The organism is Leekyejoonella antrihumi, assembly GCF_007845645.1.
GTDB lineage: Bacteria > Actinomycetota > Actinomycetes > Actinomycetales > Dermatophilaceae > Leekyejoonella > Leekyejoonella antrihumi.
In genome coordinates this window covers 39568-65857 of record NZ_VCQV01000014.1, presented here as the reverse complement: position 1 = coordinate 65857, position 26290 = coordinate 39568, and the positions used below count along the sequence as shown (strand labels likewise).

The following is a 26290-nucleotide window of genomic DNA, read 5'->3' as shown; positions in this document are numbered from 1 at the left end:
TCAGCGCCTGAGGAACCTGAGATAGAACGCGCCGAAGACCAGCACGATCCCGACATTCACCATGAGCCGGGCCCACAGATGATTGCGAAAGAAGAGAACGTCCACCCCGACGATGACGGCCACCATCGCCAGCACAAGCAGCAGTTGCCCCGACTTCCCAGTCATGCTCGAACACTATGCCCGCAACGTGAGAAATCGACGGGTGCCCAGCGACGAAGGTCCGGATCACGGAGCTGCGACATGCCGCGCACTGCTTCGCTCAGCCCGGTCGAGCGTCGAGGGCCTCTTCCCCCATGAAGAGCTTCCGAACGTCGTCCTCCATGTCGGGTCGCACGAGCACCGTGACCTCGTCACCGACGCGCATCTGGACCGACCCGAGCCCGAGCATCATCCCGTCCTCCCGACGCACCGAGATGACGATGACCCCGTCCGGCAGCAGCTCTTCGCGCAGCGTGTGCCCAACCAGCGGCGAGCCCTCGCCGACGTGCACCTCGGCGACGCCCGCGTTGGATGACACCCGCGACATCTGACGGGCCTGGGAGCGCGCACCACGGTGGTAGGCGCGCACGATGTCGCTGAACGCGAGGATGCCCTGCACCTGCCGCTCCTCATCCAGCACGGTGATCCAGTGGCTGGTCGACGGCATGGCGTCGATGGCCTGGTCGAGGTTCGCGTCGACCGGCACCGTGGCCGCCGCGGCGTCCGCCCGCCGGGTCAGTGTCGACTCGGCCGCATCCAGCGCCTCGAGGTCATGGACGTCGACCGTGCCGACGAACTGCGACCGCGAGTCGACCACGGGGGCCCCGGGCACACCCGCGGACCGCAGTTGCTCGATGGCCTCCCGCACCTTCAAGGTGTCGGACAGCACCAGGTGTGGGATCGACATTGCGTCGACCACCTGCACCCGGCCGAGCAACGGCAGTCCGTGCTTGAGCCGGGCCGAGCGCGCCTCTTCTCGGTTGGCCAGCTGGCTGACATAGATCGTCTTGTCGAAGTGCCGCACGATGAGGTACGCGAGGCCGACCGCGACCATGGCCGGCGCCAGGATCGTCAGGCTCCCGGTCATCTCGGCGACCATCAGCATGATCGCCAGAGGCGCTCGCGCGATCGCGCCGAAGCAGGCCATCATTCCGACGATGACGAACGGTGCCGGGCTGTGTGGCACACCCGGCGCGAACGTCTCGAGCACCCGCCATACGGCGCCTCCGGTGAACGCCCCGATGACCATGCCCGGGCCGAAGATGCCACCGGAACCGCCGGAACCGATGGACAGGGACGTCGCCAGGATGCGAGCAAACGGCAGCAGCAGGATGGCCCACAGCGGTATGCCGAGCAGCCCCTCGCGATTCAACGAGACCTGGACCCAGCCGTAGCCGGTGCCGAGCACCTGCGGGATCGCAAGTGCCATCAGCCCGACGAGCAGGCCACCGATCGCCGGCTTGACGATCGGGCTGAGGCGCAGGCTCTTCGAGAAGGCCGCCACCCGGTAGAAGGTGTCGCTGTAGAGGAGCCCCACCCCGCCGGCGACGATGCCGATGATGGCGAACCAGACCAGCTGGATCGGCTCATGGAACTCATAACCGGGCGCGGCGTACCCGAACATCGGGTGGAAGCTCTCGAGGAAGCCGAAGACGGTGTACGCGACGATCGAGGTCACCAGACCCGGGATCAGCGCCTCGGTCTCGAAGTCGTCCTTGTAGACGATGTCCGCGGCAAGCACCGCCCCACCCAGGGGCGCACCGAAGATTGCGCCGATACCCGAGCCGATGCCGACCGAGACCGCGATCCGTCCCTCCTCCGGGGAGAGGTCTAGCGTGCGGGCCAGCAACGACCCGAACCCGGCCGAGATCTGTGCCGTCGGGCCTTCCCGGCCACCGGAGCCACCCGAGCCGATGGTGATGGCCGAGGTGATGAGCTTGACGACCACGGCCCGCATGCGGATCATTCGCGGGTTGCGATGCACGGCGTCGATCGCCGCGTCCGTCCCGTGGCCCTCCGCCTCCGGAGCGAACTTGAAGACCAGGAACCCTGAGATCAGACCGCCCAGGGCGACCACGAGCGGAATCGCCCACCATCGGCTGAAGTGGGTGCCGTCTCCGGCGGCCCCACCCTCGCCGGTCGGCGTGGGAACGACGTAGCCACCGATGTCATCGAGCAGCAGGTGACCGGCCGCTTGCAGGGCCATGTAGAACACGACGGCGCCCAGTCCCGCGATCACCCCGATCGCCGTGCCGAGCACGACCCACTTCTTCAGGTAGCTGGTGCGCCGAATCCACCCTCCGGCTCCGGCTCCGAACGATCGGAGCCTGGTCTGGATCACGGCGGTCATGCGTCACGCTCCTGGTCGTTCTTGCCTCCGCGACCGGCCAGTGGCCGACGCGATGGTCGAGTGCGGTCCGAACCGTGCGCGGCCTCGACCAGAAGGGCCAGGCCCTCCGTCAGACGCGCCTGGTCCTCCGGGGGGATCACCGCGAGAAGCTGGCCGATCTCGTCGGTGCGCTTGCGGGTGCTTTGATCGATCAGGGTGCGACCCTCCGGCCGGAGCCGCAGGTTTACCTGCCGGCGATTGACCTCATCGGTGGCACGGTCCAGCAGCTTCTTGGCCACCAGGCGGTCGCACATCCGGGTTGCGGTCGACGGCACCACCCCCATCGCCGCGGCGAGCTCCGCGACGGTGATCGTGCCGTGCATCTCGCAGAGCACGAGAGCCCGGAACTGGGGCAGCGTGACCTCCGGCTCGACGTCCGCCAGGGCCCCGGCCGCGACCGCGACGAACACCCGGTTGGCGGCGAGCACGGCATCGACGACATCGGACTGACCGGCGAGCATCGTGGCGGCGTCGTCGCCCGCCAGCTCCGCCGCAACTGGATCTCTACTCGAAGACACGGCGAGTAGCATACTGCAACTATTGCAGTGCGCACCTATTGCGTCGTCGAAGGACCCCGCGGGTCACCTCAGGCAGCCGGCCGCGGCTTTCGGAGCAGCCACAGGAACCACCCAATCCCGATCAGGGCCAGCCCACTGGCGACAAAGGTGTTCAGCCGCAGGCCCAGGATGTGCTGGGAGTAGTCGATGCGCAGCGACTCCTCGAAGATGCGGAACGCGGAGTATCCCGCGACGTAGAGGGCGAACAGGCTGGGCGGCCGGAATCTGCCGGTGCGGCCGAGCCAGATGAGGAAGCCGGCCCACGCCAGGTCGAAGATCAGCTCGTACAAGAAGGTGGGGTGAAACGTCGGGTACTGCGCATACCCCGGCGGCCGAAAGCGCGGCGCGATCTGCAGCGCCCACGGCAGGCTGGTCGGACCGCCGAAGAGCTCCTGATTGAAGTAGTTGCCGATCCGGCCGATGCCCTGGGCGAGCAGCAGGGACGGCGCCACGGCGTCCATGACCAGGCCCATGCCGGCACCCCGCCGATGGACTCGCCACAGCCCCACCACCGCTGCCAGCGCAATCCCACCCCAGATGCCCAGACCGCCGTCCCAGACCGCGAACGGTCCCCACCAGTGGTGTGGCATCACCGCCGGAGTGGTGATGTCGAAGTAGATGCGGCCGCCGACGATCCCCGCGGGCACGGACCAGATCGCGATCTCGTCGATCAGAGAAGGATCGCCGCCGGCGGCCTGCCACCGTCGCCGGGCCAGCCAGATCGCGGCGGCGATCCCGACGACATACATCAGGCCGTAGAAGTGCAGCTCGATCGGACCAACGTGGATGCCGTTGGTCGGCGGGCTCGGGATGCTCATGGCAAAGGATCCGGGGATCATGATGAGTCCATCATCGACGGCCCCTCGCCGTCGAGGCTCGGCGGGCCCGAGTCCACCGGGCCGTCGACGCCGGACAGCCCGGTCGAGAGCTCCGCGCTGGGCGTCGGAGTCAGGACGCTGATCCGGTCCCCCGGGCAACAACCGGAGCGACGGATCCGGGTCGACGAGTCGGCGGCTGTGCAAGACCGAGACCGGCAGGTACCCGGGCGGCCAGTCGATTGCTTCGAGCCTGCCCCCGACGGCAACGGTGTCCTCGGTAAGCGTGTACTCGACGATGCGGTAGCCGCTCCGCCGGGTGCCGGGGTCGCGATCGGGGCCCTGCGGGTGCGGGTCGGCCCATTCCGCCGTGCGGCGTTCGGCGGTGGGTTCGGCGGCGAACAGGCCGGCGGACACGGCTCGCAGCACATTCTGGTTGGTGACCCAACCCTGCAACTGGTGGCCGTCGGTGGACAGCACCGGCAGGCCGTCCCGGCCATAGCGGACCAACTGCCGCAGCACCTGCGCGAGGCTGTCGTCGGAGAACAGCGCCTGCGGCTCGCGGATGCGAGTGACCGCTCCGAGCAGCCGATACAGCCGGGCATCCGGCGGGAGGCCCGAGACAGCACTCGAGGTGGGCTCACGGGAGCCTGGGTGACGATCGGCGGGGACCGGAGCGGGGAAGGGGTGCATGGCGTCGGCGACGCTGAGCGCATCGAAGGCATGCCCAGCGGTTGTCCGGTCGATGTCCGTGCCGCGCCGGATCAGCTTGGTGGTGTAGATGGTGCCGTGTGAGAGCGCACGGGAGATGGTGGTGGAGATCGCCGCGGCCAGCATCACCGGCAGGGTCAGGGTGAAGTCGCCGGTCATCTCCACCACGCTGGCCAACGCGGTCAACGGACCCCGAGCGGCGGCCGCAAAGACCGCAGCCATGCCGACTATCGCGTAGATCACCGGCGATCCGGCGGCCGGCCCGAACAGGTGGCCTGCCACGTCGCCAAAAGCCATGCCGGCCGTCGCGCCGATGAACAGCGACGGCGCGAAAACCCCGCCGGAGCCGCCGATGCCGATGGTCACACTGCAGGCGAGCATCTTGCCCAACGCCAGCACGACCAGGAACCAGAGCGCATAGTTGCCGGCGGCGGCGTGAAACATCACCGGATAACCGACGCCGTACAACTGCGGCACTGCCAGCAGCAACAGCCCGAGCAGGATGCCGCCTACGGCGGGCCGTGCCCACTCGGGACGCTGCCCCCACGTGCGGTCGCACAGGTCCTCCGTCGCGTAGAGCACCTTGGTGAAGGCCAGCCCGAGCAGCGCCGCAATCACCGCGAGCCCCGCGACCAGCACGTAGTCGTAGGAGTGGCCGATGACCAGGTCATGCGGAAATCCGGTGAGGAAGGCCGCGGAGCCGAAGAACACCCGTGAGATCACGTCGGCGAGCATCGCCGAGAGCATCACAGTGAAGATCGCATCGATCGAGAACTCCCGCAGGATCAGCTCGACCCCGAAGAGCACGCCGGTGATCGGAGCATTGAAGGTCGCGGAGATGCCGCCCGCCGCGCCACAGGCCACCAGGACGCGCAGCCGGTTCTCCGGCATACGCACCCACTGGCCCAGAGAGGACGCCAGCGCCGAGCCGATCTGCACGATCGGGCCCTCCCGCCCCACCGAGCCGCCCACGCCGATGCACAGCGCGGAGGCCACCGCCTTCACCCCGCTGACCTGGGGCCGGATCCGACCGCCGTTCTCGGCTACTGCGATCATCACCTCGGGCACGCCATGGCCGCGGGCCTCGCGGGCGAAGCGGTAGATCAGCGGCCCGTACAAGAGGCCACCGACGACCGGGACGAGCACGAAGAAGGCCGGGCCCAGCCAGGGCAGGTGGGAGCTGTCCACCCGACCCTGCTGACCGAAGTTGGTGCGCCCTGTCGCCAGCCAGGTGAAGGCAAAGATGAGGTACCGAAAGGCGACCGCGCCGAACCCGGCGCCCACGCCGACGAGCGCCGCCGCGCACAGCAGGCCGAGCCGGCTACCCCGCAGCCATCCCGCCGCCGTCCGCGGCTCGGGCCGGGGCTGCGCCCGACGAGTCGCCCACTGCCACACCGCGTTCACGGCCAGTCCTCGTCCGGAATCTCCCCGAGCGCTCGCGACAGGGCGCGCAGCGCGGCGGCCGCGGCCCGTTGTTCTGTGGCGGAGAGCGCCGTGAGGGCATCGCCGATCATCACCCGTCGGACGGCGGTGGCTTCATCGAGCATGCGGCGGCCCTCGCGGCTGAGGGAGACCATCACGATGCGGCGATCTGCTCGAGCACGCTGGCGGCGCACGAAACCCTTGCGGACCAATCGGTCCGACATCCGTCCGGCCGTTGACGCGCTGACCTGCAGCACCTCGGCGAGATCCACCATCCGCTGCGGTCCCCTGGCGGCCAGCACGACCAACGCGCGGTACTGCGCGGCCGACAGGTCTTCGCCCAGGACCCCCAACGACCTCGCGCTCAGACCGATCAGCGCGCGCGTTGCAGTCAACACCTCATCAACGACCTCGACGCCGAGTGCGGAGCTGTCGCGTGACACCACGAGCCTCTCCTTACCTATGGCAATTATTGCACTCGGAACCCATTGCAGTACGCCAGAATCCTCATCGCGGAATGGCCCGAGAACACAGTCAGCGCGGATACGCTCAGCCCACGATCCGATACGCACCCGGAGGTCCACCATGCCCGAGATGTTCGACTACGTCGTCGTGGGCGCCGGCAGCGCCGGAGCCGTGATCGCCGCGCGCCTGACCGAGGACCCGAGCACCCGCGTGCTGCTGCTGGAGGCCGGCGGCGAGGCGAATGCCGACGAGATCAGCATCCCCGCCGCCTTCTCCACCCTCTTCAAGACCCAGTGGGACTGGAACTACACGACCTCCGAGCAGAAGCAGCTGCACTCCCGGCCGACCTACTGGCCCCGGATGCGAGCACTGGGCGGCTGCTCCTCGATGAACGCGATGATCTACATCCGAGGCAACCGAGCGGACTACGACGGCTGGCGGGACGCGAACGGAGCGACCGACTGGGGGTATGCCGATGTGCTCCCGTATTTCATGCGTGCCGAGTCGAACTCACGCCTCGGTGCTCCATATCACGGCCTGTCCGGCCCGCTACAGGTGGAGGACCGGCGGTACACGCACCCACTCAGTCACGCGTGGGTGGAGTCGGCTGTCGCCTCGGGCCTGAAGGCGACCGACGACTTCAACGGGGAGAGTCAGGAAGGGGCCGGGCTCTATCAGGTCACCTGCCACAAGGGGCACCGCTGGTCGGTGGACAAGGCATACCTGCAGCCGGCCCGGACCCGCCCGAACCTCACGGTCCGCACCGGCTCGCTCGTCTCACGCATCCAGATCGACCACGGCCGCGCCGTCGGGGTCGCCTATCGCCAGGGCGGTCGCGACCGCACGGCGCAGGTCAATGCCGAGGTCATCCTGAGCGGTGGCGCGGTCAACTCTCCTCAGCTGCTGATGCTCTCCGGGGTCGGCCCGGCCGCGCACCTGCGCGATGTCGGTGTCGTCGTGGTGCACGACCTACCCGGGGTGGGCCAGAATCTGCACGACCACCCCGCCGTTCCGCTGATCTGGCGCACTCGTGACACCACCGACCTGGCCGAGCTCAACACGCTGCTCAACTTCGGCCGGGCAAAGGCCACCGGCACCGGGCCCCTGGTGTCCAACGTCGGCGAGGCCGGCGCATTCTTCGCCAGCCGCGACGGACTTCCCGCGCCCGATATTCAGGTGCACATGGCGCCAACGGGCTTCTACGACAACGGGTTGCACGAACCTTCCATTCGTAGGGTGACCGTCGCACCGACCCTGGTCAGCGTCGCCAGCCGAGGCCGGCTGCGACTGCGGTCGACCGACCCAACCTGGCATCCGGACATCGACCCCGGCTACTACGACGACGGCACCGACCTGGATGCCATGGTTGCCGGCTGCACTCAGCTCATCGAGATGGCCGAGCGGGGCCCCTTCGCCGACCTGCTGGACGGCCCCTGGGCGCCCGAGACCAGCCATCCCTCCGACGAGGAGCTGATCGAGCACATTCGCCGGTTCACCCAGACCCTGTATCACCCGGTGGGCACGTGCGCGATGGGGCAGGGCGAGCAGTCCGTCGTCGATCCCGAGCTGCGAGTGCGCGGCATCGAAGGCCTCCGCGTCGCCGATGCCTCCGTGATGCCGGTCGTGCCACGCGGCAACACCAACGCACCCACCATCATGATCGGCGAGAAGGCAGCAGACCTGCTGCGCGGCCGCGCAGCCGAGGGAGAGAAGCGATGACGCAGATGCTGCAGTCCCACAATCCAGCCACTGGGGACCTCGTGGCCACCTACCCTGTTGACAATGCGGCTGCAGTGAATGCGGCTGTCGCACGGGCGCGTACAGCCTCGACGTGGTGGGCCGACCTCGGCTTCGACGGCCGCCAGCAGGTCCTCGACAACTGGCGCGGGGTCATTACCCGGCGGATGGCCCAGCTGGCCGCCGTGGTCCACGAGGAGACCGGCAAGCCGCATGCCGACGCGGTCCTCGAGATCGGGCTGGCGGTGGATCACCTGGCCTGGGCGGCCAGGCACGCGAAGAAGATCCTCGGGCCGCACAAGGTGTCATCCGGGCTGCTGATGATGAATCAGTCCGCGACCGTGGAGTATCTCCCGCGCGGTGTGGTCGGCGTCATCGGGCCGTGGAACTACCCGGTCTTCACCCCGATGGGCTCGATCGGTTACGCACTCGCGGCCGGCAATGCCGTGGTCTTCAAGCCGAGCGAGCTCACCCCGGCGGTGGGAACCTGGCTTGCAGAGAGCCTCGCGGAGGTCGCGCCCGGCCGCGACCTGCTGCAGGTCGTGCACGGGTTCGGCGAGACCGGCGCGGCCCTGTGCCACAGCGGCGTCGACAAGCTGGCCTTCACCGGTTCGGCAAGCACCGGCAAGAAGGTGATGGCGGCATGCGCGGACCATCTGACTCCAGTGGTCATCGAGGCCGGCGGCAAGGACGCGCTGATCGTCGACGCCGATGCCGATGTCGAGGCCGCCGCCGACGCCGCCGTATGGGGCGCGTTCTCCAACGCCGGCCAGACCTGCATCGGCGTGGAACGGGTCTATGTGCACGCGCAGGTGTATGACGACTTCCTCGCCCGGCTGAGCGAGCTGGCACGTGAGGTGCACAGCCACGATGGGGCGGACACGGCATACGGCCCGATGACGCTGGGCACCCAGCCGGAGGTGATCCGACGGCACATCTCGGACGCGTTGGCGCGCGGTGGTCGAGCCGTGGTCGGCGGTCTGGACTCGGTCACGGACCGCTACATCCAGCCGACGGTGCTGGTCGACGTGCCGGAGGACTCGAGCGCCGTCACCGAGGAGACGTTCGGCCCAACGGTCACGGTGGCGCGCGTGTCGTCAATGGACGAGGCGATCGAGCTGGCCAATGCGACGAGCTATGGCCTGGGATCGACCGTGTTCTCCAAGGCCCGCGGCATGGAGCTGGCGCGGCGGCTGCGGTCCGGAATGACAGCCGTCAACGGCGTGATCACGTTCGCCGGCATCCCCGCCCTGCCGTTCGGCGGGGTCGGCGACTCCGGGTTCGGGCGCATCCACGGTGAAGACGGACTGAAGGAGTTCACCAACCCCAAGGCGATCGCCCAGAAGCGCATGCGGGCGGTGCTGAATGTCACGACGTTCCAGCGGGGGGTCAAGGAGGACTCCGCCTTCACCCAGCTGATCACCGCGCTGCACGGGCGGGCGAACCAGTTCGGCACCAGCGACGGGACGCTGGGCAAGGTCGCCGCGAGGCTGCCGAATCCGATCAGGCTCCGCCGCTAGTCAGCATCGGCCGCTACCCCTGCCCGATTGGAGGGAGGTGTCGCGGAAGGTGAGTCAGGGCAGGTCGTAGTCGACCACGACGGCCGCGTGATCACTCCATCGATGCGCGTAGGTCGCCGCTCGCCCGACCCACGCCTGCCGCACGCCGACGGCCAGGTCGGGCGTGGCGATCTGGTAATCGATGCGCCAACCGGCGTCGTTGTCGAAGGCCTTTCCACGCCAGGACCACCAGGTGTAGGGGCCGTCGACCTCCCCCGCCTGCGTGCGCAGCACGTCCACCCAGCCGTCGTCGAACCAGCCGGACAGGTGGGCCTGCTCCTGCGGCAGGAACCCCGCCTTGCCGCGGTTGCCCTTCCAGTTCTTCAGGTCCAGGTCGCGATGGCAGATGTTGAGGTCACCGGTCAGCACGACAGACTCGTGCTCCTTGAGCAGCGCAAGCCGGGCGGTGATCGCCTCCAGGAACGCATACTTCTCCTGCTGCTTGGCGGTGCCCGCCTCGCCGGTGTGGACGTATGCGGACACGACCGTCACCGAGTGACCGCCCTCCGGCTCGACGACTGCTTCCAGCCAGCGCCCGCCGCGCTCGTGGTCGTGCAGGCCGGACTCGCGCGCGGTGACCGGGTGCGGGCTCAGCACCGCAACGCCGGCCCGCCCGGCGACATCCGAGGGGGCATGCGCGAGGTTCCAGGTGGTCAGCTCGGTCCCGGCCAGCGCCTTGGCCAATTGCTCGTCGCTCGCGCGAACCTCCTGCACGGCGATCGCATCGGCGTTCTGCGCGGCGAGCCACTCCAGTCCCCCACGGCGAGCCGCCGCCCGAATGCCATTGACATTGGCCGTGATGAGTCGCATCACGCCATTGTCGACGACGCCCCCATCGGCTGACGGCCCGGGTCGCCGGTCAGGGCGCCCTGGCGGATCGACGTCAGTCGCCTCGTCTGCGGCCCAGCGCGTCGATCAGCAGCCCGGTTCCGATGCCGAGCATCCAGACGTCCTTGCTGATGGCGGTGCCCTGCTGGCTCGGCCACATGCTGCCCGGCTCGCGCAGGGCCGGTGTGCGCGCATACATGCCGACCAGGCCGCCGGAGAATCCGGTCAGCGCTGCGCCGGCGATCTTTGCCGGGACCAGCGGCGTCAGCAGAAGGACGCCGGTCACCATCTCACCCACCGACAAAGCCTTGAGGAAGGTTGTCGGCTTCATGCTGCGCAGGAAGGGGTAGGCGCCCGCCGCCATCCCGTGCAAGCCCTGAGCCTGTTCCTCGTCGCCATCCCATTTGCTCAATCCGGAATGCAGAATGTAGGCGCCGGTCGCGACTCGCGTGGGTAGGTTACGGAACTTCATGACGCCTCCAACGGTGTGGCCACCGCAATAGTTGATTTGTTGACTACTTCCTCATTGTGCTCCGCCGTGCCGTAATCCGGCCAGTCCGCAGGCCGGCAACTCGCCTGTAGGGACGGCGCGGCAAACGGCCGGCGCGAACAGTGTCCGCACCGGCCGCTGCTGCAAGCAGGCAGCTTAGAAGCCGCCGCCTTCGTTGTCGCCCTGGTCGCCGCCCTGGTCACCACCGCCGCCCTGCTGGCCGCCCTGGTCACCGCCACCACCGAAGCCACCGGAGTCGCCGCCCTGCTGGCCGCCCTGGTCACCACCGCCGCCCTGCTGGCCGCCCTGGTCACCACCGCCGCCCTGCTGGCCGCCCTGGTCACCACCGCCGCCCTGCTGGCCGCCCTGGTCACCGCCGCCGCCCTGCTGGCCGCCCTGGTCACCGCCACCACCGAAGCCACCGGAGTCGCCACCCTGACCGCCACCCTGCTGGCCGCCCTGGTCACCGCCACCACCGAAGCCGCCGGAGTCGCCACCCTGCTGGCCGCCCTGACCGTTGTCGTTGTTCTGCTGGTTCTCGTCCTCGAAGCCCATGCTCACTCCTTGAAGTGCTCGGTGATCTCGGTTTGGCGGCGTCATTGCCGCCTTTTGAAGATAACCACAGATGAGGCGTGGGTGGGGGCTCAGAGCTTGAACAGATCGCCGGATTTACTGCCAGGTACGGTTTTTCTGTGAGCAACCTGGATCGGCGACCTCGCGCCCTTGCGCTGTCACCACGATCTTGGCCACCGTCGCCCTCTGCGGATGCTCCGGCGGCGCTCCGAGTGGAGCAACCAAACCCGCTGCCCCTACGTCGAACTCGGCTGCGGCATCGGCAGCGGGCTCGGCACCGTCCGTCAGCGACACGTCACCGGCCTCGGCGTCACCAGAGTCTGCGGGTGCACCGCATCGGGCCGCGCTGAAGACGATGCTGCTTGTCGACTCCGACCTGCCGAGCGGGTGGGAGCCAGCCACCAACACCGAAAGCGACGACCCGACTTCGGGTGCGGCGGTCGACACCTGCATCGGCCTGAAGGACACTTCCGCCGACAAGGTCGGGACAGCCACGTCGGACGACTTCAACAAGGGCCACGCGCCCATCTCCTCAGGTGCCGACAGCTTCACGTCCGACGACCCGATCACCCAGCATCGAGACGCATTCAACAACCCCAAGAAGCTGCAAACCTGCCTCGCGACGGCGATGCGCACGCAACTGAAGGACAGCGCCCCCTGCGGGCGGCTCGATCGGGGACATTGCGGTCACGGCCACCAGGGGCCCAGCAGCGGGCCAGCCGGCCAGCGTGGAGGGCTCGATCGGGGCATCGATCAAGCTGAGCGCCAACGGGCACACGGCAACCCTGTACCTGCAGCCGACCTATCTTTCGCGCGGCACCGTCCGGGCACGGGTGACCTTCGAGGACATCGCGGCCACGGTGCCGGCCAGCCTGCAGAACACGCTCGTCAACGCCGTGGACAAGCGCCTGCCCTCCACCTGACCCACCGGGCGGCCGACCGTGGGCTACTTCTGTCTCGGCACCCGCCCCATCAGGTAGAACTCGACGTTCGGCATCAGTCTGGTCGTGCTCGCGACCCTGTTGCTCAGCCCGAAGAACGCGGTGATCGACGCGATGTCCCAGGCGTCCTCGTTGTCGAAGCCATGCGCGCGTAGGGCCGCAAAGTCGGCGTCGTCGACCTCGTCACTGGAAGCGTTGACCTTGTGCGCGAACTCCAGCATGACGCGCTGCCGTGCGGTGATGTCCGCCGTCCGGAAGTTGGTGGCGACCTGATCGGCGACCAACGCCTTCTTCTCATAGATCCGCAGCAGCGCACCGTGCGCGACGACGCAGTAGGTGCAGCTGTTGGCCCCGGAGATGCTGGTCACGATCATCTCGCGATCGCCCTTGCTCAGGTGTGACTCCTCTCGCCCCATCAACGCGTCGTGGTAGGCGAAGAACGCACGGAACTCCGCCGGCCGACGAGCCAGCAGCAGGAACACGTTCGGGATGAAACCTGACTTCTCCTGGACCTCGAGGATGATCTCGCGGATGTCCTGCGGCACCTCGGCGAGTTCAGCATAGGGATAGCGCGGCTGCATACCCGCAGCCTTGCACAGTCTCGCCCGTAGGACAGCAAAGCGGTGACCACCTGGGTGGCCACCGCCTCCGCGCCGGGTATGCCGGTGCGCTGCGAACTAGTTGTCGAACGCGTCCTTGGCCTCGTTGGCGGCACCCTTGATGTCGCCGTCCTTGAGGTTCTCTCCGGCCTGCTTCACGCCGGCCTCGGTCTGCGTTGCCCGCCCCTGTGCTTCCTGGTCCCGGTCACCGGTCGCCTTGCCGGCGGACTCCTGGGCCTTGCCCTTGCCCTTGTTCATGAGGTTCGAGAGGTTTTCCTTGATGCCCATGCTTCTGCGCTCCTTGCTGTTGAGCAAACGGTCGCTTCATTCCTACCCCGCATTCGGCCCAAGATCCAGTTCGGAGCGGGTCGGCGGCGCAGATCTCAGCCGGCGAGCGCGGAACCCAGGGCGATCAGCACCAGCGTGAGCAGGCCGATCAGCGCCCGCAACCAGGCGGCCGCCCGCGCGTCGCGGTCGATACGGGCGGCCAGGGCTTCATCGGTCGGGCGATCGAGCAGTGCGCGTCGCAGGCGGGTCATCCGGCGCGCCTGCGCCACGCCCACGACGGTCACCACCACGAGCAGGACGGCAAGGCCGGCGGTGGCGTATGCCGTCCCGCCCCAGTGGATCTGCGTCATCAGGCCGGCGCCGGTCCCCAGCATCACGACCAGGGCCACACTGGCGACCACGCCATAGGTGCGACCCAGCGCCCGGAAGAAGGCCACTTTCGCGGGGGCGTTCAGGGTGGTCACTGCGACTCTTGCCACCACGGCGATGGCGACATAACCACCGACCCAGATCGCCGACGAGAGCGTGAAAAGGCCGAGCAGGATCGCGCGGGCGGCGTGGGGCATGGCGTGCTCCAGGTGTGTCAGATGCTGGACGGGTGCGAGACGGAGGTCGAGCTCAGGCGCCGGTGCGCTCGCACACCCAACCATCCGGCATACTCCCCGAGTCCAGGAAGTCGGTCAGCCGTGCGGTCGTGGCGTCGTCGAGGGCGGCATCCACCTGCGGGTAGATGATCGGCTCCTCCTTCGTGTTGTGCGCATCCAACTGACCGAGCAGCTGGTCACACAGTTCGTAAACCACACTGGACCTGGGGTCCTCTTTCAGTTGCATGGCAAGCAGATCGAGGGTCGCCCACAGCTGCCCGTGCTCCCGCAGCATCACAAAGACCGGGGCGACCATCCCGCCGGCGCGCAGCGCCGGGAAGACGAACTCCTCCTCGAGGTAGATGTGCCGCCGCAGTCCCTCCATGGCAGCGGTGAGGGGCGACGTGTCGAGGCCTTCCTCCGACATCGCCGCGACGAAGGTCTCGATGCCACCGTCGATCTCGTGATGTTCGCGCTCCAGCGCGGCGGCCAGCATGCCCTGCTCCATCAGCATCTCCTTGAACTCACCGTGGAGTCCTTCAGTAAATACGACTCGATGTAGTAAATACTACCCGGTTCCCGCCCGTGCAATTGCGCACTCGCCGTGCGAACGATCCACAGCGCGCACCGCTACTGCTGGCTCCCTCAAGCGACGTGAAACTGGCACTCAGAATGCCAGCCATCGGGTTCTACGGTTGCCTGAGGCCCCGACGTGAGGGGAATCACATCACCTACAACGCGCGAACGAGCGCGGGTCGTCGACCAGCACGGAGGGCACATGCACACGGACGAGATCGAATCGGCTGAGGAGTCCGGGCTCGGCAAAGGGCTCAAACAGCGCCACATGAATCTGATCGCCCTGGGCGGAGTGATCGGCGCGGGTCTCTTCGTCGGCAGTGGCGTGGTCATCCAGTCGGCCGGGCCAGGAGCCGTCGTCTCGTTCGCCGTCGGCGGAGTGATCATGGTGCTCGTCATGCGGATGCTGTCGGAGATGGCGGTGGCCCGTCCCGCGCTCGGTTCCTTCTACGTCTATGCCCGGCAGGCCATGGGGGATCGCGCCGGTTTCACCGTGGGCTGGCTCTACTGGTACTTCTTCGTCATTGTCGTCGCGGTCGAGGCCGTGGCGGGCGGGCGCATCCTGCAACTCTGGGTCCCGAGCGTGCCGCTCTGGGTGCTCAGCTTCGGGCTCCTGGTCGTCCTGACGGGCACCAACATGGTCTCGGCCCGCAGTTACGGCGAGTTCGAGTACTGGTTCTCCTCGATCAAGGTCATCGCGATCACCCTCTTCCTGGCTGCCGGCGTGCTCTACCTGACCGGCTTGTGGCCGCACTCCGAGCCGGGTCTGTCCAAGCTCGTCGCGCACGGCGGGTTCACCCCGATGGGCTGGGGCGCTGTGCTGGCGGCCGTCGTGCCCTGCATCGCGTTCTACACCGGCGCCGAGATCGTCACGATCGCCGCCGCGGAGTCGGCCGAGCCGAAGGCCGCGGTCGCCCGGGCCATGAAGACGATCGTCCTGCGCGTGATGACCTTCTACGTCGGCTCGATCTTCGTCGTCGTGTCGGTGCAGTACTGGAACGCCAAGAACGTCAGTGTCAGTCCGTATGCAGCAGTGCTGGGCCAGCTGAACGTGCCCGGCGTCGAGACGATCATGAACATCATCGTCCTGACCGCGGTGCTCTCCTGCCTGAACTCGTCGCTCTACACGTCATCGCGGATGCTCTTCGCCCTGACCCGGAACGGCGATGCGCCGAAGTTCTTCACCCGCCTGTCCAAGTCCGGGGTGCCGCGCAAGGCGATCATCGCCGGGACCACGGTCGGCTACGTGTCCGTCATCGCTGCCTACACCTCGCCGGATCTGGTCTTCAACTTCCTGGTCAACTCGTATGGCGCGGTCGCGCTCTTTGTCTATCTCGCCATCGCCATGTCGCAGGTGGTGCTGCGGCGCCGACTGGAGCGCGAGGACCCCGGCTCGCTGACCCTGAAGATGTGGCTTTTCCCCGGCCTGTCCTACGCGACGATTGCCGCCATGGCGGCCATTATCCTCGCGATGGCGTTCGACCCCAACACGCGCAACGAGTTCTGGCTCAGCATCGTCACCCTGGTGGTGACGCTGATCGCCTACGAGATCAAGGTGCGTATGCAGCGCCGCGGGCGCGGCGGTGAGACCCCGACTGGGGGTGGGACCTCACCCGAGGCATCACCGGCCGTGTCCGTGCCTCCTGCTGCGGTCAAGGTCGGAGCCTCGAACCCGCTCGACGATCCCGCCCTCGCGCTGATGTCGCCGAGCGACCTGAAGACCACGGCCACACGGAGGACAAGCCTGATGCGGCACCACAAGCGGCCTGAGGCCACCCTCTGAGGCACCGCTACGCGGAGCGCCTGAGGTCGTCCAGGTGAGCCAGGATTCGCCGGCACCCCTCGGCGGCGGCGTCCGCGGGCAGCGCGGTGGACAGCCGCACGTATCGATCGGACAAGGGCCCGAAGGTCGATCCCGGGGCCACCGCTACACCCTGGGCGGCGAGCAGGCTTTCGGCGAACTCGGCAGAGCTGCGCCCGGAGCTGCTGATGTCGACCAGCACGTAGAACGCCCCCTGGGGCTCGACGGCCAGCAGACCGGTGGGGCCGAGCAGATCGACCACGACCCTGAGCGTCTGGGCATAGCTGCCCCGCATCGACTCGACGCAGTCCTGCGGACCGGTCAGCGCCACCTCGGCCGCGACTTGGGATACGGTCACCGGGCACGAGGTGAGTGGTTCGACGAGCTTGGCGGCCGCCTGGATGACTGGTTCACCGGCCACCAGCCAGCCCAGCCGCCAGCCCGTCATGGCATACGACTTGGACACCCCGGACAGCATGAGGACATGGTCGGTGAGCCCGAACTGCACAATGGAGTGATGGCGGCCCTCGAAGACGAGGTCCTCGTAGATCTCGTCCGACAGGAGGTAGATGCCCCGTTGTTCGGCCAGGTCGGACAGGTCCCGCATGGCCTGTGCGTCGAAGACCGCGCCGGTGGGGTTCGACGGTGAGTTCACCACGATCAGCTTGGTGCGGTCCGTGATCAGTCGCTCCAGTGCGGAAACGTCGATCGAGAAGCCTCGGGATGCTTCGAGGGCATAGCTCACTGCCGTGCCCCCGGCCACCGTCACCGCAGAACGATAGTTCGGCCACCCGGGGTCGGGCACGAGCACTTCGTCGGTGGGGTTCACCAACGCCTGGACCGCGAGCGCCACTCCCATGACGGCGCCGGAGGTGATGCACACGTTGTCGACGGAGACCGAGATCGAGTTTCGCTCGGCGACTCTGCGCGCCACTGCCTCGCGCAAGCTGAGGAGCCCGATGTTGGGGGTGTAGCCGGGCAGGTGTGAGCCCAGCCGTTCGGCGACAGCCGATCTGATGTGGGCGGGCGTGTCGAAGTATGGTTGGCCCACCTCCATGTGGATCACGCTGGCGCCCCTGCGCTCCGCCTGCGCCGCCATCATCATCAGGGCCCTGATGCCGGACGGCACGATCTCGTCGACTCTGTGTGCTGTGGTCATTGCGCGGTCTCCCGATCCGTGCCGATTCCGCCGCCGAAACCGGCCCTGAGATGTCTCTGACTCTGTGTATGGAGATCCGCGGCGAACAACCCACCATCATCGGGATCCTGGCCTACCCGGTCCACCGTATAGCCGGCACCGTCCGGCGCCGGGTTCGCGGCGGCGGCATGCGACCGGCAATGGTGTTCGGGGCCGGACACCCGTCAAGGCCGAGCGGTACCCGCCATGCGTTGCCGGTCGGTGGCCATGGCGCGGGCGGCCCGTCTCGCGGGCTTGACGAGTAGGTGTCACCTAGTACTATGTGACACATGGAAGCGGGGCAGCTGCTCACTCACCTGCGGCGGGGAACGTTGGAGTTCTGCGTGCTGGCGGCGCTGCACGGCGGTGAGCGGTATGCCGGGGATCTGATCGCCGAGCTGGGCGCCGACGGCGTACTGGTCACGAGCGAGGGCACCGTCTATCCACTGCTGGCCCGGCTGCGCCGAGACGGGATGGTCGAGTCGACCTGGCGGGAGTCCGCATCCGGTCCTCCGCGGCGCTACTACCGTCGGACCCGTCGCGGTGACGCCGCGGTCCGGCATTTCACCGACCAGTGGGGCATCTTCCGGGACGCGGTGGACCGCGTGCTGACCGAGGAGCAGTGACCATGTCGAATCTGACCGCACCCAGCGTGCACCACTACCTGGACGAACTGGATCGGGCGCTGCACGACCTACCGCGTGCTCGCCGCCGGGAGATCCTCCGCGACATCAGCGCACACATCGACGCGGCGTTGGCCGACGCGCCCGAGCAGTCGCCGGCGGTGATCGCCACCATTCTGGATCACCTCGGCACACCCACCGAGATCGCCGAGGCGGCCCGCGCGGAGCTGCCGCCAGACAGGTCGCGGATCGCGGCCCGCGATGTCATCGCGATCGTGCTGCTGCTCGTCGGCGGGGTCGTCGTGCCGTTCGTTGGCTGGCTCGTCGGCGTGGTGCTGCTGTGGACCTCGACCGCCTGGCGCACCAGGGACAAGCTCATCGGCACCCTACTGGTGCCCGGCGGCCTGTTCGCCCCGGTGCTGCTGGGCGGCGGGGCTACCTTCTTCGCCAGCACGACCGAAGACGCCAGTTGCGGTTCCGTGTCGGCGCCGACCCCATCCAGCGCCGCCACGGTCGTGCAGCAATGCACCACCACCGGCGGGCCCGGCATCTGGTCGACGATCCTGATCATCGTGCTCCTGATCATCACGGTCGGCGGACCGCTGTTCAGCACCTTCTGGCTCATCCGCCACGCCCGCCGCACCGCATAGTCCGGTCCCGTCACGTGCAGCCCACCTTCGCGCCCTCGAGATGTCATTATCCGGGCGTATTTCGCGACTTCGGGCGGAATACTGCGACGTCGATGCCGGGGACCGGCCTACACGGTCAGTGCCGATTCGATCCGGGTGCGCTTGGTTCGGGCCGGCGACTGCGGACGAATCATCAGCGTGCACACCGCGCTGATGACGCCGGTGATCACGAAGTAGCCGATGATCAACGACACCCCGCCACCTGCTCGATCCAGCAGGAACGTCAGGACCAGCGGTGTCAGACCCGAGGCCACGATGCCCGACATCTGGTACACGACGGAGATGCCGGTGTAGCGAACGTTCACCGGGAAGAGGTCCGCGAAGAACGCGGCTTCCGGGGCATACAGCACGGGGTAGAGAATCCCCAGTGCCAGCACGATGCCCACGCCGAGCAGCACCGCGTTGCCCGTGTTGATGAGGGGGAAGGCAATGAACGGAGCGATCGTCGCGAGAACCACTCCGAGCAGATACGTCCGCCTGCTGGTGAACCGGTCACCGAGGTAGCCCCAGACCGGGATGAAGACGAGCAGGGCAGCGGCTCCGATCATGACCGAGATGAGAGCGGGCCCACTTTTCAGATGCAGGGTGCCCGAGGCATAGGAGATCGAGAACACGGCCCAGGCGTTGAACGCCACGCCCTCGACCCAGCGAGCACCCATGCCAAGCCACAGGTTCCGACGGTTGGTGGGACTGGCCACCAGGTCTCGCGCCGGGATCTGCGAGCGCTCCTGGCGCTCCTCCAGCTTGATGAAGGCCGGGGACTCCATCACCTTGAGCCGGATCATCATCCCGACGACTACCAGCAGCAGGCTCAGCCAGAAGGTGATGCGCCAGCCCCAGGCCGTGTAGGAGGAGTCGCTCATGATCGCGCCGATGAACGCGAAGATTCCGGTGCCGAGCATCAACCCGACGGCAAGGCCCATCTGTGGCACGGACCCGAAGAGGGTGCGCCGCCCCTTCGGCGCGTACTCGACGGACATCAGCACCGCGCCGCCCCACTCGCCACCCACGGCAAGTCCCTGGAACACCCGCAGCACCACCAGGATGATCGGGGCTGCTACGCCGATCGTGGCATAGGTGGGGATGCAGCCGATCAGGAAGGTTGCGACGCCCATGATCATCATCGTCATGACCATGCTCTTCTTGCGGCCGACCTTGTCACCGATGTGACCGAAGATCAGGCCGCCGATCGGCCGCGCGACGAAACCGACCGCGAAGGTCGCGAAGGCGAGCAGGGTGCCCACCACCGGGTCATGGCTGGGGAAGTACTGCTTGTTGAAGATCAGACCCGCGGCCACTCCGTAGAGGAAGAAGTCGTACCACTCGATGGTCGTCCCCATGACGCAGGACAGCAGCACCGTGCGCAGCTGTCGCCGGTCCGGCGGCTTGTCCACTGACTTGGTCGTGCCGAGATCAGCCATGTCAGCTCCTCAGAAGGATGCCCGGAAGATGTCGCCGAGTGCTTCGGCGGTGACCGGACGTGGGACGACCGAGAGCTGACGACTCTGCTTCATCGCACCGGCGACAAGAAGATCGATGTCGGACTCGACGTAGCCGAACGTGCTCAGGCTGGTGGGGATCCCGATATCGGACATCAGGTCGCGAAGGGTGCCGGCCAACGCCTCGGCCCCGTCGACGGTGGTGAACGTGCGCCCGGACAGCAACTCCGCCGCCCGAAGGTGGCGCTCCGGGTCGCCCGGATAGGTCCAGTTGAAGACCTGCGGCGCCGTGACCGAGACGGCCTGCCCGTGCGGAACCATCGGCATCTCCGGGTAGCCGGCGGCCTTGTAGCCCTTGACGGCGCCGGCGATCGGGTAGGCGTTCGCGTGCGGCAGGTGGGTGCCGGCATTGCCGAAACCCGTTCCGGCGTAGGTCGATGCCAGCGCCATCTGCGTGCGAGCCTCGAGGTCGCGGCCGTTCATGACGGCTCGCCGCAGGTTTGCACCTACCAGCTTGAGCGCCATCTCGCACCAGACGTCACTGATCGGGTTGGCCCCGCAGAACGCCGGGCGCGCCATCGGGTCGGCCGTGGCGGGCTTCGCGTCGAACCGCACACTCGTGTAGCTCTCCAGAGCGTGGGACAGCACATCCATACCGCTCGCGGCAGTGACCTCCGTCGGCAAGCTGATCGTGGTGGTGGGGTCCACGATCGCCAGGACCGGCCGCAGCGCGGGGTGGCTGACTCCGGCCTTCAGGTGCATGGAGAGCAGGTCGACCACACAGATCGTCGTCGACTCCGACCCGGTGCCAGCGGTGGTCGGCACCGCGATCAACGGCTTGAGGGGGTTCGTGGGCACCCGTCCCTGACCGATCGGCGGGGTGATGTAGTCCAGCAGGTCACCGTCGTGCGTCGTCAGCAGATTCACGGCCTTCGCCGTGTCGATCGACGATCCGCCGCCGACCGCCACGAAGCAGTCCCAGTCGCGCGCCCGGGCGAACTCGACCGCCTCGGCGATCGAGTCGTCGGTGGGCTCCACACCGACGCGGTCGTAGACCTCCGTTTCGATGCCGACGGCCTCCAGCGATGCGCGCACGCGGGCCGGTATGCCGGTCTCCGCGACACCCTTGTCGGTCAGCACGAGCGCGGACCGTGCCTTGCGGGAGCCAACCTCAGCGCCGATCTCGTCGAGCGCGCCGACGCCGAACTTGAGCGGCGGCGCCGCCCAGGTGAACACGGACTCGTTCATGGTCTGCATATCGTCCTCCATAATGTGGTGATTACCGCCACACTATAGATATGTGAGGTGCCTCACAAGAGTTCGTCGCATGTCATTTTCAGTAGGCTCGGGGTCATGACCTCGGCCAAGCCCTCGCCAGCCCATCCCGGCGGCACTCAGGCGATCCAGCGCGCGCTGGGCCTGCTGCTGGCCCTCTCCGAGCACGACGAGCTGACCATCACGCAGCTGGCCGGCCAGACCGGCCTGACCGCGGGAACGACGAGCCGGATGGCCAAGGCGCTCGCGGCCGAGGGAATGATCCGACGAAATCCCGTCACGGACGCCTACCACCTGGGCGCCCGCACCGCGCTGCTCGGCCAGGCCGCGCAGCGCGTGCTGGGACTGGACAAGGCCCTGCCCGCCATGCGCGAGCTGGCACGCCAGACCAAGGAGTCGGTGAACCTGAGCATCCGCGAGGGGCCGGAGTCGGTCGTGCTGCTGCGGGTGCAGTCGACCCTCCCCCTGCGGTTCGAGCAGACCATCGGCGCACGGTTCCCGCTCTACAGCACCGCGTCGGGCAAGGTGATTCTTGCCTTCGGCGAGGCGCCGGAGGGCTACCTGCAGGCCTTGCCGGAGCGGCTTGACCCCGTCGCGCCCGGGACCCTGGCGACCCGGGGTCAACTGATCCAGCAGCTGGAGGAGATCCGCGGGCGCGGCTACGCGGTGGACGTGGAGGAGAACGTCGAGGGCGTGCGATGCGTGGGTGCACCGGTGCTGGACGAGTCCGGACATGCCCACGCGGCGATCGTGCTGCAGGCCCCCGCTGTGCGGATGCGCCGCGACCGGGTGGCAGCCCTCGGGCCTCTGGTGATCGACACAGCCGCCGAGGTGTCGCACGTCGTGCCGGACGACACCTCCTTGAGCCACTGAGTCACTGAGTCACCTGTCCTCGTCGACGACGTCCTCCCACACCTCAAAGGCCGCGCTGTCCCCGTCCTCCCAGCACTGCTGCACCAGCAGCCGCCCGGTCGCGACCAGGTGCCGGTGCATCGACATCTCGGCGCGTGCGGCATTTCCCGCCACGATGGCATCCACGAATGGCTGATGTTCACCGAGTATGTCGGTCAGTGAGCGTGAGCGGCCCATTGTCGAGGGCCCCAGGGCTCGGGTCACGTCGCGAAGCTCCTCGATGACCGCCGTTGCGCGGCCATTGCCGGCGATCCGCATGATCTCGTGGTGCAACGCCTGGTCGTGCTGAGCGAATGCGGCTGAATCGTCCTGGCCGGCGGCACGGGTCATCCCGTCCACGGCGTCGGTCAACCGGTCGACGCCTGCCACGCTGCGGACGGCCGCCGCGCGCCGCGCCGCGGCCGGTTCCAGCGCCAGGCGCAGCGCGAAGATCTCGGCCACGTCGCGTGCGCCGGGCACCACGATACGAAATCCACGGTTCCGAGTGAACTCGATCAGACCTGACTCCGCCAGGGCGAGCAACCCCTCACGCACCGGGCTACGGGACACCTCGAAGCGATCTGCCAGCTGCTGGACCGAGTACAGCTCATCGCGCAGCAGCGTCCCGTCCCGGATCCAGGACCGGACCTGGGCCGCCACCTCTTCGGCAAGGGTTGCACTCGCGTGATTGACCATGAGTAACATGTTACACGTGACTGAACTCCTCTCTCGACTCCGCGCTGCCGGCGTCTCACAGGTCGCGGACGACACCACCACAGCGGCCGCCTATTCCTCCGATGCCTCGCTGTATCGGATTCCCCCACAAGGGGTGGCATTTCCCCGCACGTCCGAGGAAGTCGTCGCCGCATTCCACGTGGCCGGCGAACTCGGCGTGCCGGTCACCGCGCGCGGTGCCGGCACCTCGGTGGCCGGCAACGCCGTGGGTGCCGGGCTCGTGCTCGACCTGTCGCGCCACCTGAACCGCGTCCTTGAGATCGACCCAGCGGCCGGCCTGGCCGTGGTCCAGCCCGGCTGCGTGCAGGCCACCTTGCAGGATGCGGCGGCGCAGCACGGCCTGCGGTTCGGCCCCGACCCCTCCACGTCCACGCGCTGCACCATCGGTGGAATGGTGGGCAACAACGCCTGCGGGTCGCGGACCCTGGGCTACGGGCGGACGGTCGACAACGTGGAGCGGCTCAAAGGTGTCTTCGGGACCGGGACCATGTTCGACCTGACCGCGGTGCAGCCCGGCGCGCGCGGCAAGCGGCCGGTCGACGTCGAAGGTCGTGCCCTGCACGATCTGGTCGCCCAGAACCTGGAGACCATGCGCACGTCGTTCGGGCGCTTCGGCCGCCAGGTGTCCGGCTACAGCATGGAACATCTCCTGCCGGAGCGCGGCTTCGACCTCGCGCGGTTCCTGGTTGGCACCGAGGGCACCCTCGGGCTGATCACCGAGGCGACGGTCCGGCTGGTGCGTGACCCCGCGTACCGGGTCATGGTGGCGCTCGGCTATGCCGACATCGCCTCCGCCGGAGACGCCGCGCCGATGATCCTGCGGCACCGACCAACTGCGTGTGAAGGACTCGACGCCCGACTCGTCGACGTCGTCCGCGAGCGCCGCGGCGCCGACGCGGTGCCCGTCCTGCCGTCCGGGGCGGCGTGGCTGTTCGTGGAGCTCACTGGTGGCGCGGCCGGCGAGGTCGCCGAGCGGGCGCAGGCTCTAGCGGCGGACAGCGGGGCGGGGGCCCTGCAGACCCGGATCGTGAGCGACCCCGGCGAGGCGGCCGCTCTTTGGCGAATCCGGGCGGATGGCGCGGGACTTGCCGGACGGTCACCCGCCGGCAGGCCGGCGCATGCGGGTTGGGAGGATGCCGCCGTTCCCCCCGAGTCGCTCGGCTCCTATTTGCGGGACTTCGACCTCCTGCTGAACGAGTTCGGGCTGACGGCCTCACCCTTCGGACACTTCGGAGACGGTTGCATGCATGTCCGCCTCGACCTGCCAATGGATCGACCCGACGGGTCGCAGGTGCTGCGGGCGTTCATGATCGACGCCGCGAAGCTGGTGTCACGATACGGCGGTTCCTTGTCCGGTGAGCACGGTGACGGGCGAGCCCGGAGCGAGCTCCTGCCCCTGATGTACCCCGCCGAAGCGCTTCGCCTCTTCGGCGAGGTCAAGCGCATCTGCGACCCGCGGGACCTGCTCAACCCCGGGGTGCTGGTCGATCCCGCGCCGCTGGATGCAGACCTTCGCTTTCCCGCACCGCCGGTCCCACCGCGGCAGCTGGCCTTCTCCTGGACGAAGGACGGCGGCGACCTGAGTCAGGCCGTCCATCGCTGCACCGGTGTCGGCAAGTGCCGCGCGGACAACACCGCGACCGGTGGAGTCATGTGCCCGTCCTACCTGGCGACGGGCGAGGAGAAGAACTCGACACGAGGCCGCGCCCGAGTGCTGCAGGAGATGATCAATGGCACACTCGTGCAAGGTGGTTGGCGTGCGCCGGAGGTGCACGAGGCTCTCGATCTGTGCCTCTCCTGCAAGGGCTGCGCCTCGGACTGCCCGACCGGGACGGACATGGCGGCCTACAAGTCCGAGGTGCTGCACCAGTCTTACCGCGGTCGGATCCGGCCGCGGTCCCACTACGTGCTCGGTCGACTGCCCCGGTGGGCGCGCCTCGCCGGCCAGCTCCCACGGTTCGCGAACGTTGTGCTTCGGGTCGGTGACAGGATCCCGTTGCTGAAGAAGGCCGCGGGCGTGGACCCGCGTCGCTCCTTACCGCAGTTCGCGCCGGTGAGCTTTCGACAGTGGGCTGCACGCAATGGTGTCCGGCCGTTCGACCCGGATGCGATCCACGGACGGCAGGTGCTGCTGATGGTCGACACGTTCACCGACCACTTCTCCCCCGAGGTCGGTCAAGCAACCGTCTCGGTGCTGCGAGATGCCGGATATGAGCCGGTCACGACACCCGAGGCGGCGTGCTGCGGCCTGACCTGGATCTCCACCGGCCAGCTGGACGCCGCGCAGCGCATCCTGGCGGCCACCGTGGCGCAGCTGATCGCCCCGGCAGCCGCCGGACTGCCCATCGTCGGCATGGAGCCGTCGTGCACCGCGGTGCTGCGCCACGAGCTGACAGAGCTTGTCACCGGCCCCGAGGCGACCGCGGTCAGCCGCCGGGTGCTCACGGTGGCCGAACTGCTGTCCGGCACGCCGGGATGGGAACCGCCGGACCTGACCGGACGCCGGGTCGTGGCCCAGCCGCACTGCCATCACCACGCGGTGATGGGCTGGTCCAAGGACGCCGAGCTGCTTCGCCGCGCGGGTGCGGAGGTGACCCGGCTGGGCGGCTGCTGCGGCCTGGCCGGCAACTTCGGGGTGGAGCTGGGCCACTACGACGTGTCCGTGAAGGTCGCAGAGCACGATCTGCTCCCCGCGGTCCGGTCGATGGGTGCGGACGACACGATCCTTGCCGACGGCTTCTCCTGCAGGACGCAGCTGGCCGACCTGACCCAGCGGCGCGGAATACACCTCGCGCAGCTGCTGGAGGCAGCGGAGTAGCCCGTCCCCCTGCGTCCAGCGCATCGGACCGTTCTGCCCTCCTGGGAAAAGTCGTTCGCGGAAGTACCAATCCGCCGGCGAGTGGGCGACGAACTACTCATGTTCGTCGGCTTGACGATCTCCCTCTGGGTTGATCCGTGGCTGCGAGGTCACGGATCAACCTGGATCAACGGGAACCGTGAGCAAGGGCCGGTGAACACTGCCACCACCGCGGGTTTGATCTCGCGGCGGCGGCGGAGCAATGCGCATCGGGACGCCTGACATGCCCGGGTGTGCCAAGCAGCCGGCGGTGCAATCGCCCTGTCGGCGTCCGAGGGAGAAAGAAGCTA

The 26290-nt window shown here is 68.1% G+C and carries 25 protein-coding genes; 8 read left to right on the top strand and 17 right to left on the bottom strand.

Features of this window, described 5'->3' with window-relative positions; all coding sequences use genetic code 11:
- From FGL98_RS25420 to FGL98_RS11465, 5 genes are all read right to left on the bottom strand, one after another.
- Positions 1-165, bottom strand: coding sequence for a hypothetical protein (locus FGL98_RS25420; protein ID WP_186526113.1), 165 nt, complete (start codon positions 163-165; stop codon positions 1-3).
- 94 nt (positions 166-259) lie between these two features.
- Entirely contained in the window at positions 260-2329 is a 2070-nt protein-coding gene (locus FGL98_RS11480; protein WP_146316907.1) for a chloride channel protein, read from the bottom strand.
- A complete protein-coding gene (locus FGL98_RS11475; RefSeq protein WP_186526112.1) occupies positions 2326-2886 on the bottom strand; it encodes a MarR family winged helix-turn-helix transcriptional regulator in 561 nt (186 codons plus the stop codon). The genes FGL98_RS11480 and FGL98_RS11475 overlap by 4 nt, the downstream gene beginning before the upstream one ends.
- 68 nt (positions 2887-2954) lie before the next feature.
- Positions 2955-5855 carry a prolipoprotein diacylglyceryl transferase gene (lgt, locus tag FGL98_RS11470; protein ID WP_146316905.1) on the bottom strand — a complete coding sequence of 967 codons (2901 nt, stop codon included), beginning with the start codon at positions 5853-5855 and terminating at the stop codon, positions 2955-2957.
- Entirely contained in the window at positions 5852-6319 is a 468-nt protein-coding gene (locus FGL98_RS11465; protein ID WP_222432130.1) for a MarR family transcriptional regulator, read from the bottom strand. The genes lgt and FGL98_RS11465 overlap by 4 nt, the downstream gene beginning before the upstream one ends.
- 139 nt (positions 6320-6458) lie before the next feature.
- Between FGL98_RS11465 and FGL98_RS11460 the strand changes: the two genes are divergently transcribed.
- Both FGL98_RS11460 and FGL98_RS11455 read left to right on the top strand, forming a co-directional pair.
- Positions 6459-8057, top strand: coding sequence for a GMC family oxidoreductase (locus FGL98_RS11460; protein ID WP_146316903.1), 1599 nt, complete (start codon positions 6459-6461; stop codon positions 8055-8057).
- Positions 8054-9595: an aldehyde dehydrogenase family protein gene (locus FGL98_RS11455; RefSeq protein WP_146316902.1), complete on the top strand. Its 1542-nt coding sequence runs from the start codon at positions 8054-8056 to the stop codon at positions 9593-9595. Before FGL98_RS11460 ends, FGL98_RS11455 begins: the two co-directional genes overlap by 4 nt.
- 54 nt (positions 9596-9649) lie before the next feature.
- Here FGL98_RS11455 and FGL98_RS11450 read toward each other — a convergent pair whose 3' ends face one another.
- From FGL98_RS11450 to FGL98_RS11435, 4 genes are all read right to left on the bottom strand, one after another.
- Positions 9650-10444 carry an exodeoxyribonuclease III gene (locus tag FGL98_RS11450; RefSeq protein ID WP_146316901.1) on the bottom strand — a complete coding sequence of 265 codons (795 nt, stop codon included), beginning with the start codon at positions 10442-10444 and terminating at the stop codon, positions 9650-9652.
- A 73-nt stretch (positions 10445-10517) separates the two neighbouring features.
- Positions 10518-10934 (bottom strand): DoxX family membrane protein, encoded by a 417-nt coding sequence (locus tag FGL98_RS11445; protein WP_146316900.1) that lies wholly within the window; start codon positions 10932-10934, stop codon positions 10518-10520.
- A gap of 174 nt (positions 10935-11108) precedes the next feature.
- Positions 11109-11507 carry a hypothetical protein gene (locus FGL98_RS25415; RefSeq protein ID WP_186526111.1) on the bottom strand — a complete coding sequence of 133 codons (399 nt, stop codon included), beginning with the start codon at positions 11505-11507 and terminating at the stop codon, positions 11109-11111.
- A 114-nt stretch (positions 11508-11621) separates the two neighbouring features.
- Positions 11622-12077 (bottom strand): hypothetical protein, encoded by a 456-nt coding sequence (locus tag FGL98_RS11435; protein WP_146316899.1) that lies wholly within the window; start codon positions 12075-12077, stop codon positions 11622-11624.
- 176 nt (positions 12078-12253) lie between these two features.
- Here FGL98_RS11435 and FGL98_RS11430 point away from each other — a divergent pair, with 176 nt between their 5' ends.
- Complete coding sequence (locus tag FGL98_RS11430; RefSeq protein WP_146316898.1) at positions 12254-12448, top strand: hypothetical protein; 195 nt, start codon at positions 12254-12256, stop codon at positions 12446-12448.
- Between the two features lie 23 nt (positions 12449-12471).
- On the opposite strand, the gene FGL98_RS11425 is transcribed toward FGL98_RS11430, so the two are convergent.
- The 4 genes from FGL98_RS11425 to FGL98_RS11410 form a co-directional block, all read right to left on the bottom strand.
- Positions 12472-13047, bottom strand: a complete 576-nt coding sequence (locus FGL98_RS11425) for a peroxidase-related enzyme (RefSeq protein WP_146316897.1) — start codon at positions 13045-13047, stop codon at positions 12472-12474.
- A 96-nt stretch (positions 13048-13143) separates the two neighbouring features.
- Entirely contained in the window at positions 13144-13353 is a 210-nt protein-coding gene (locus FGL98_RS11420) for a CsbD family protein (protein ID WP_146316896.1), read from the bottom strand.
- Between the two features lie 95 nt (positions 13354-13448).
- A complete protein-coding gene (locus tag FGL98_RS11415; protein WP_146316895.1) occupies positions 13449-13919 on the bottom strand; it encodes a hypothetical protein in 471 nt (156 codons plus the stop codon).
- 52 nt (positions 13920-13971) lie between these two features.
- On the bottom strand, positions 13972-14445 hold the full coding sequence (locus tag FGL98_RS11410) for a hemerythrin domain-containing protein (RefSeq protein ID WP_146316894.1): 474 nt from the start codon (positions 14443-14445) through the stop codon (positions 13972-13974).
- A 270-nt stretch (positions 14446-14715) separates the two neighbouring features.
- On the opposite strand from FGL98_RS11410, the gene FGL98_RS11405 reads away from it, so the two are divergent.
- Positions 14716-16296 (top strand): amino acid permease, encoded by a 1581-nt coding sequence (locus FGL98_RS11405; protein WP_222432128.1) that lies wholly within the window; start codon positions 14716-14718, stop codon positions 16294-16296.
- A gap of 7 nt (positions 16297-16303) precedes the next feature.
- Here FGL98_RS11405 and FGL98_RS11400 read toward each other — a convergent pair whose 3' ends face one another.
- Positions 16304-17473, bottom strand: coding sequence for a pyridoxal phosphate-dependent aminotransferase (locus FGL98_RS11400; protein ID WP_146316893.1), 1170 nt, complete (start codon positions 17471-17473; stop codon positions 16304-16306).
- 308 nt (positions 17474-17781) lie between these two features.
- Here FGL98_RS11400 and FGL98_RS11395 point away from each other — a divergent pair, with 308 nt between their 5' ends.
- Positions 17782-18117 (top strand): PadR family transcriptional regulator, encoded by a 336-nt coding sequence (locus FGL98_RS11395; RefSeq protein ID WP_146316892.1) that lies wholly within the window; start codon positions 17782-17784, stop codon positions 18115-18117.
- Positions 18118-18119: 2 nt separating this feature from the next.
- The gene (locus FGL98_RS11390; protein WP_146316891.1) at positions 18120-18764 is read left to right on the top strand and encodes an HAAS signaling domain-containing protein; all 645 of its coding nucleotides are present in this window, start codon (positions 18120-18122) and stop codon (positions 18762-18764) included.
- A 107-nt stretch (positions 18765-18871) separates the two neighbouring features.
- Here the strand turns inward: FGL98_RS11390 and FGL98_RS11385 are convergent, their stop codons facing one another.
- Positions 18872-20224 carry an MFS transporter gene (locus FGL98_RS11385; protein WP_146316890.1) on the bottom strand — a complete coding sequence of 451 codons (1353 nt, stop codon included), beginning with the start codon at positions 20222-20224 and terminating at the stop codon, positions 18872-18874.
- Between the two features lie 9 nt (positions 20225-20233).
- Positions 20234-21499: a hydroxyacid-oxoacid transhydrogenase gene (locus FGL98_RS11380; RefSeq protein WP_342779969.1), complete on the bottom strand. Its 1266-nt coding sequence runs from the start codon at positions 21497-21499 to the stop codon at positions 20234-20236.
- A 96-nt stretch (positions 21500-21595) separates the two neighbouring features.
- Between FGL98_RS11380 and FGL98_RS11375 the strand changes: the two genes are divergently transcribed.
- A complete protein-coding gene (locus tag FGL98_RS11375; RefSeq protein WP_146316888.1) occupies positions 21596-22390 on the top strand; it encodes an IclR family transcriptional regulator in 795 nt (264 codons plus the stop codon).
- A gap of 9 nt (positions 22391-22399) precedes the next feature.
- On the opposite strand, the gene FGL98_RS11370 is transcribed toward FGL98_RS11375, so the two are convergent.
- On the bottom strand, positions 22400-23104 hold the full coding sequence (locus FGL98_RS11370) for a GntR family transcriptional regulator (protein ID WP_222432127.1): 705 nt from the start codon (positions 23102-23104) through the stop codon (positions 22400-22402).
- A gap of 7 nt (positions 23105-23111) precedes the next feature.
- Here FGL98_RS11370 and FGL98_RS11365 point away from each other — a divergent pair, with 7 nt between their 5' ends.
- The gene (locus FGL98_RS11365; protein WP_146316886.1) at positions 23112-25961 is read left to right on the top strand and encodes an FAD-binding and (Fe-S)-binding domain-containing protein; all 2850 of its coding nucleotides are present in this window, start codon (positions 23112-23114) and stop codon (positions 25959-25961) included.
- The last annotated feature ends 329 nt before the right edge of the window (positions 25962-26290 follow it).

Excerpts from the sequence above, each read along its gene's own strand:
- FGL98_RS11425 (WP_146316897.1), bottom strand. The coding sequence starts at position 13,047 with ATGCAGCCGCGCTATCCCTATGCTGAACTCGCCGAGGTGCCGCAGGAC.
- FGL98_RS11460 (WP_146316903.1), top strand. The coding sequence starts at position 6,459 with ATGCCCGAGATGTTCGACTACGTCGTCGTGGGCGCCGGCAGCGCCGGA.
- FGL98_RS11450 (WP_146316901.1), bottom strand. The coding sequence starts at position 10,444 with ATGCGACTCATCACGGCCAATGTCAATGGCATTCGGGCGGCGGCTCGC.
- FGL98_RS11410 (WP_146316894.1), bottom strand. The coding sequence starts at position 14,445 with ATGGAGCAGGGCATGCTGGCCGCCGCGCTGGAGCGCGAACATCACGAG.
- FGL98_RS25420 (WP_186526113.1), bottom strand. The coding sequence starts at position 165 with ATGACTGGGAAGTCGGGGCAACTGCTGCTTGTGCTGGCGATGGTGGCC.
- FGL98_RS11415 (WP_146316895.1), bottom strand. The coding sequence starts at position 13,919 with ATGCCCCACGCCGCCCGCGCGATCCTGCTCGGCCTTTTCACGCTCTCG.
- FGL98_RS11445 (WP_146316900.1), bottom strand. The coding sequence starts at position 10,934 with ATGAAGTTCCGTAACCTACCCACGCGAGTCGCGACCGGCGCCTACATT.
- FGL98_RS11480 (WP_146316907.1), bottom strand. The coding sequence starts at position 2,329 with ATGACCGCCGTGATCCAGACCAGGCTCCGATCGTTCGGAGCCGGAGCC.
- FGL98_RS11370 (WP_222432127.1), bottom strand. The coding sequence starts at position 23,104 with ATGGTCAATCACGCGAGTGCAACCCTTGCCGAAGAGGTGGCGGCCCAG.
- FGL98_RS11400 (WP_146316893.1), bottom strand. The coding sequence starts at position 17,473 with ATGACCACAGCACACAGAGTCGACGAGATCGTGCCGTCCGGCATCAGG.
- FGL98_RS11405 (WP_222432128.1), top strand. The coding sequence starts at position 14,716 with ATGCACACGGACGAGATCGAATCGGCTGAGGAGTCCGGGCTCGGCAAA.
- FGL98_RS11380 (WP_342779969.1), bottom strand. The coding sequence starts at position 21,499 with ATGCAGACCATGAACGAGTCCGTGTTCACCTGGGCGGCGCCGCCGCTC.
- FGL98_RS11385 (WP_146316890.1), bottom strand. The coding sequence starts at position 20,224 with ATGGCTGATCTCGGCACGACCAAGTCAGTGGACAAGCCGCCGGACCGG.
- FGL98_RS11365 (WP_146316886.1), top strand. The coding sequence starts at position 23,112 with ATGTTACACGTGACTGAACTCCTCTCTCGACTCCGCGCTGCCGGCGTC.
- FGL98_RS11455 (WP_146316902.1), top strand. The coding sequence starts at position 8,054 with ATGACGCAGATGCTGCAGTCCCACAATCCAGCCACTGGGGACCTCGTG.
- FGL98_RS25415 (WP_186526111.1), bottom strand. The coding sequence starts at position 11,507 with ATGGGCTTCGAGGACGAGAACCAGCAGAACAACGACAACGGTCAGGGC.
- FGL98_RS11420 (WP_146316896.1), bottom strand. The coding sequence starts at position 13,353 with ATGGGCATCAAGGAAAACCTCTCGAACCTCATGAACAAGGGCAAGGGC.
- FGL98_RS11375 (WP_146316888.1), top strand. The coding sequence starts at position 21,596 with ATGACCTCGGCCAAGCCCTCGCCAGCCCATCCCGGCGGCACTCAGGCG.
- FGL98_RS11395 (WP_146316892.1), top strand. The coding sequence starts at position 17,782 with ATGGAAGCGGGGCAGCTGCTCACTCACCTGCGGCGGGGAACGTTGGAG.
- FGL98_RS11390 (WP_146316891.1), top strand. The coding sequence starts at position 18,120 with ATGTCGAATCTGACCGCACCCAGCGTGCACCACTACCTGGACGAACTG.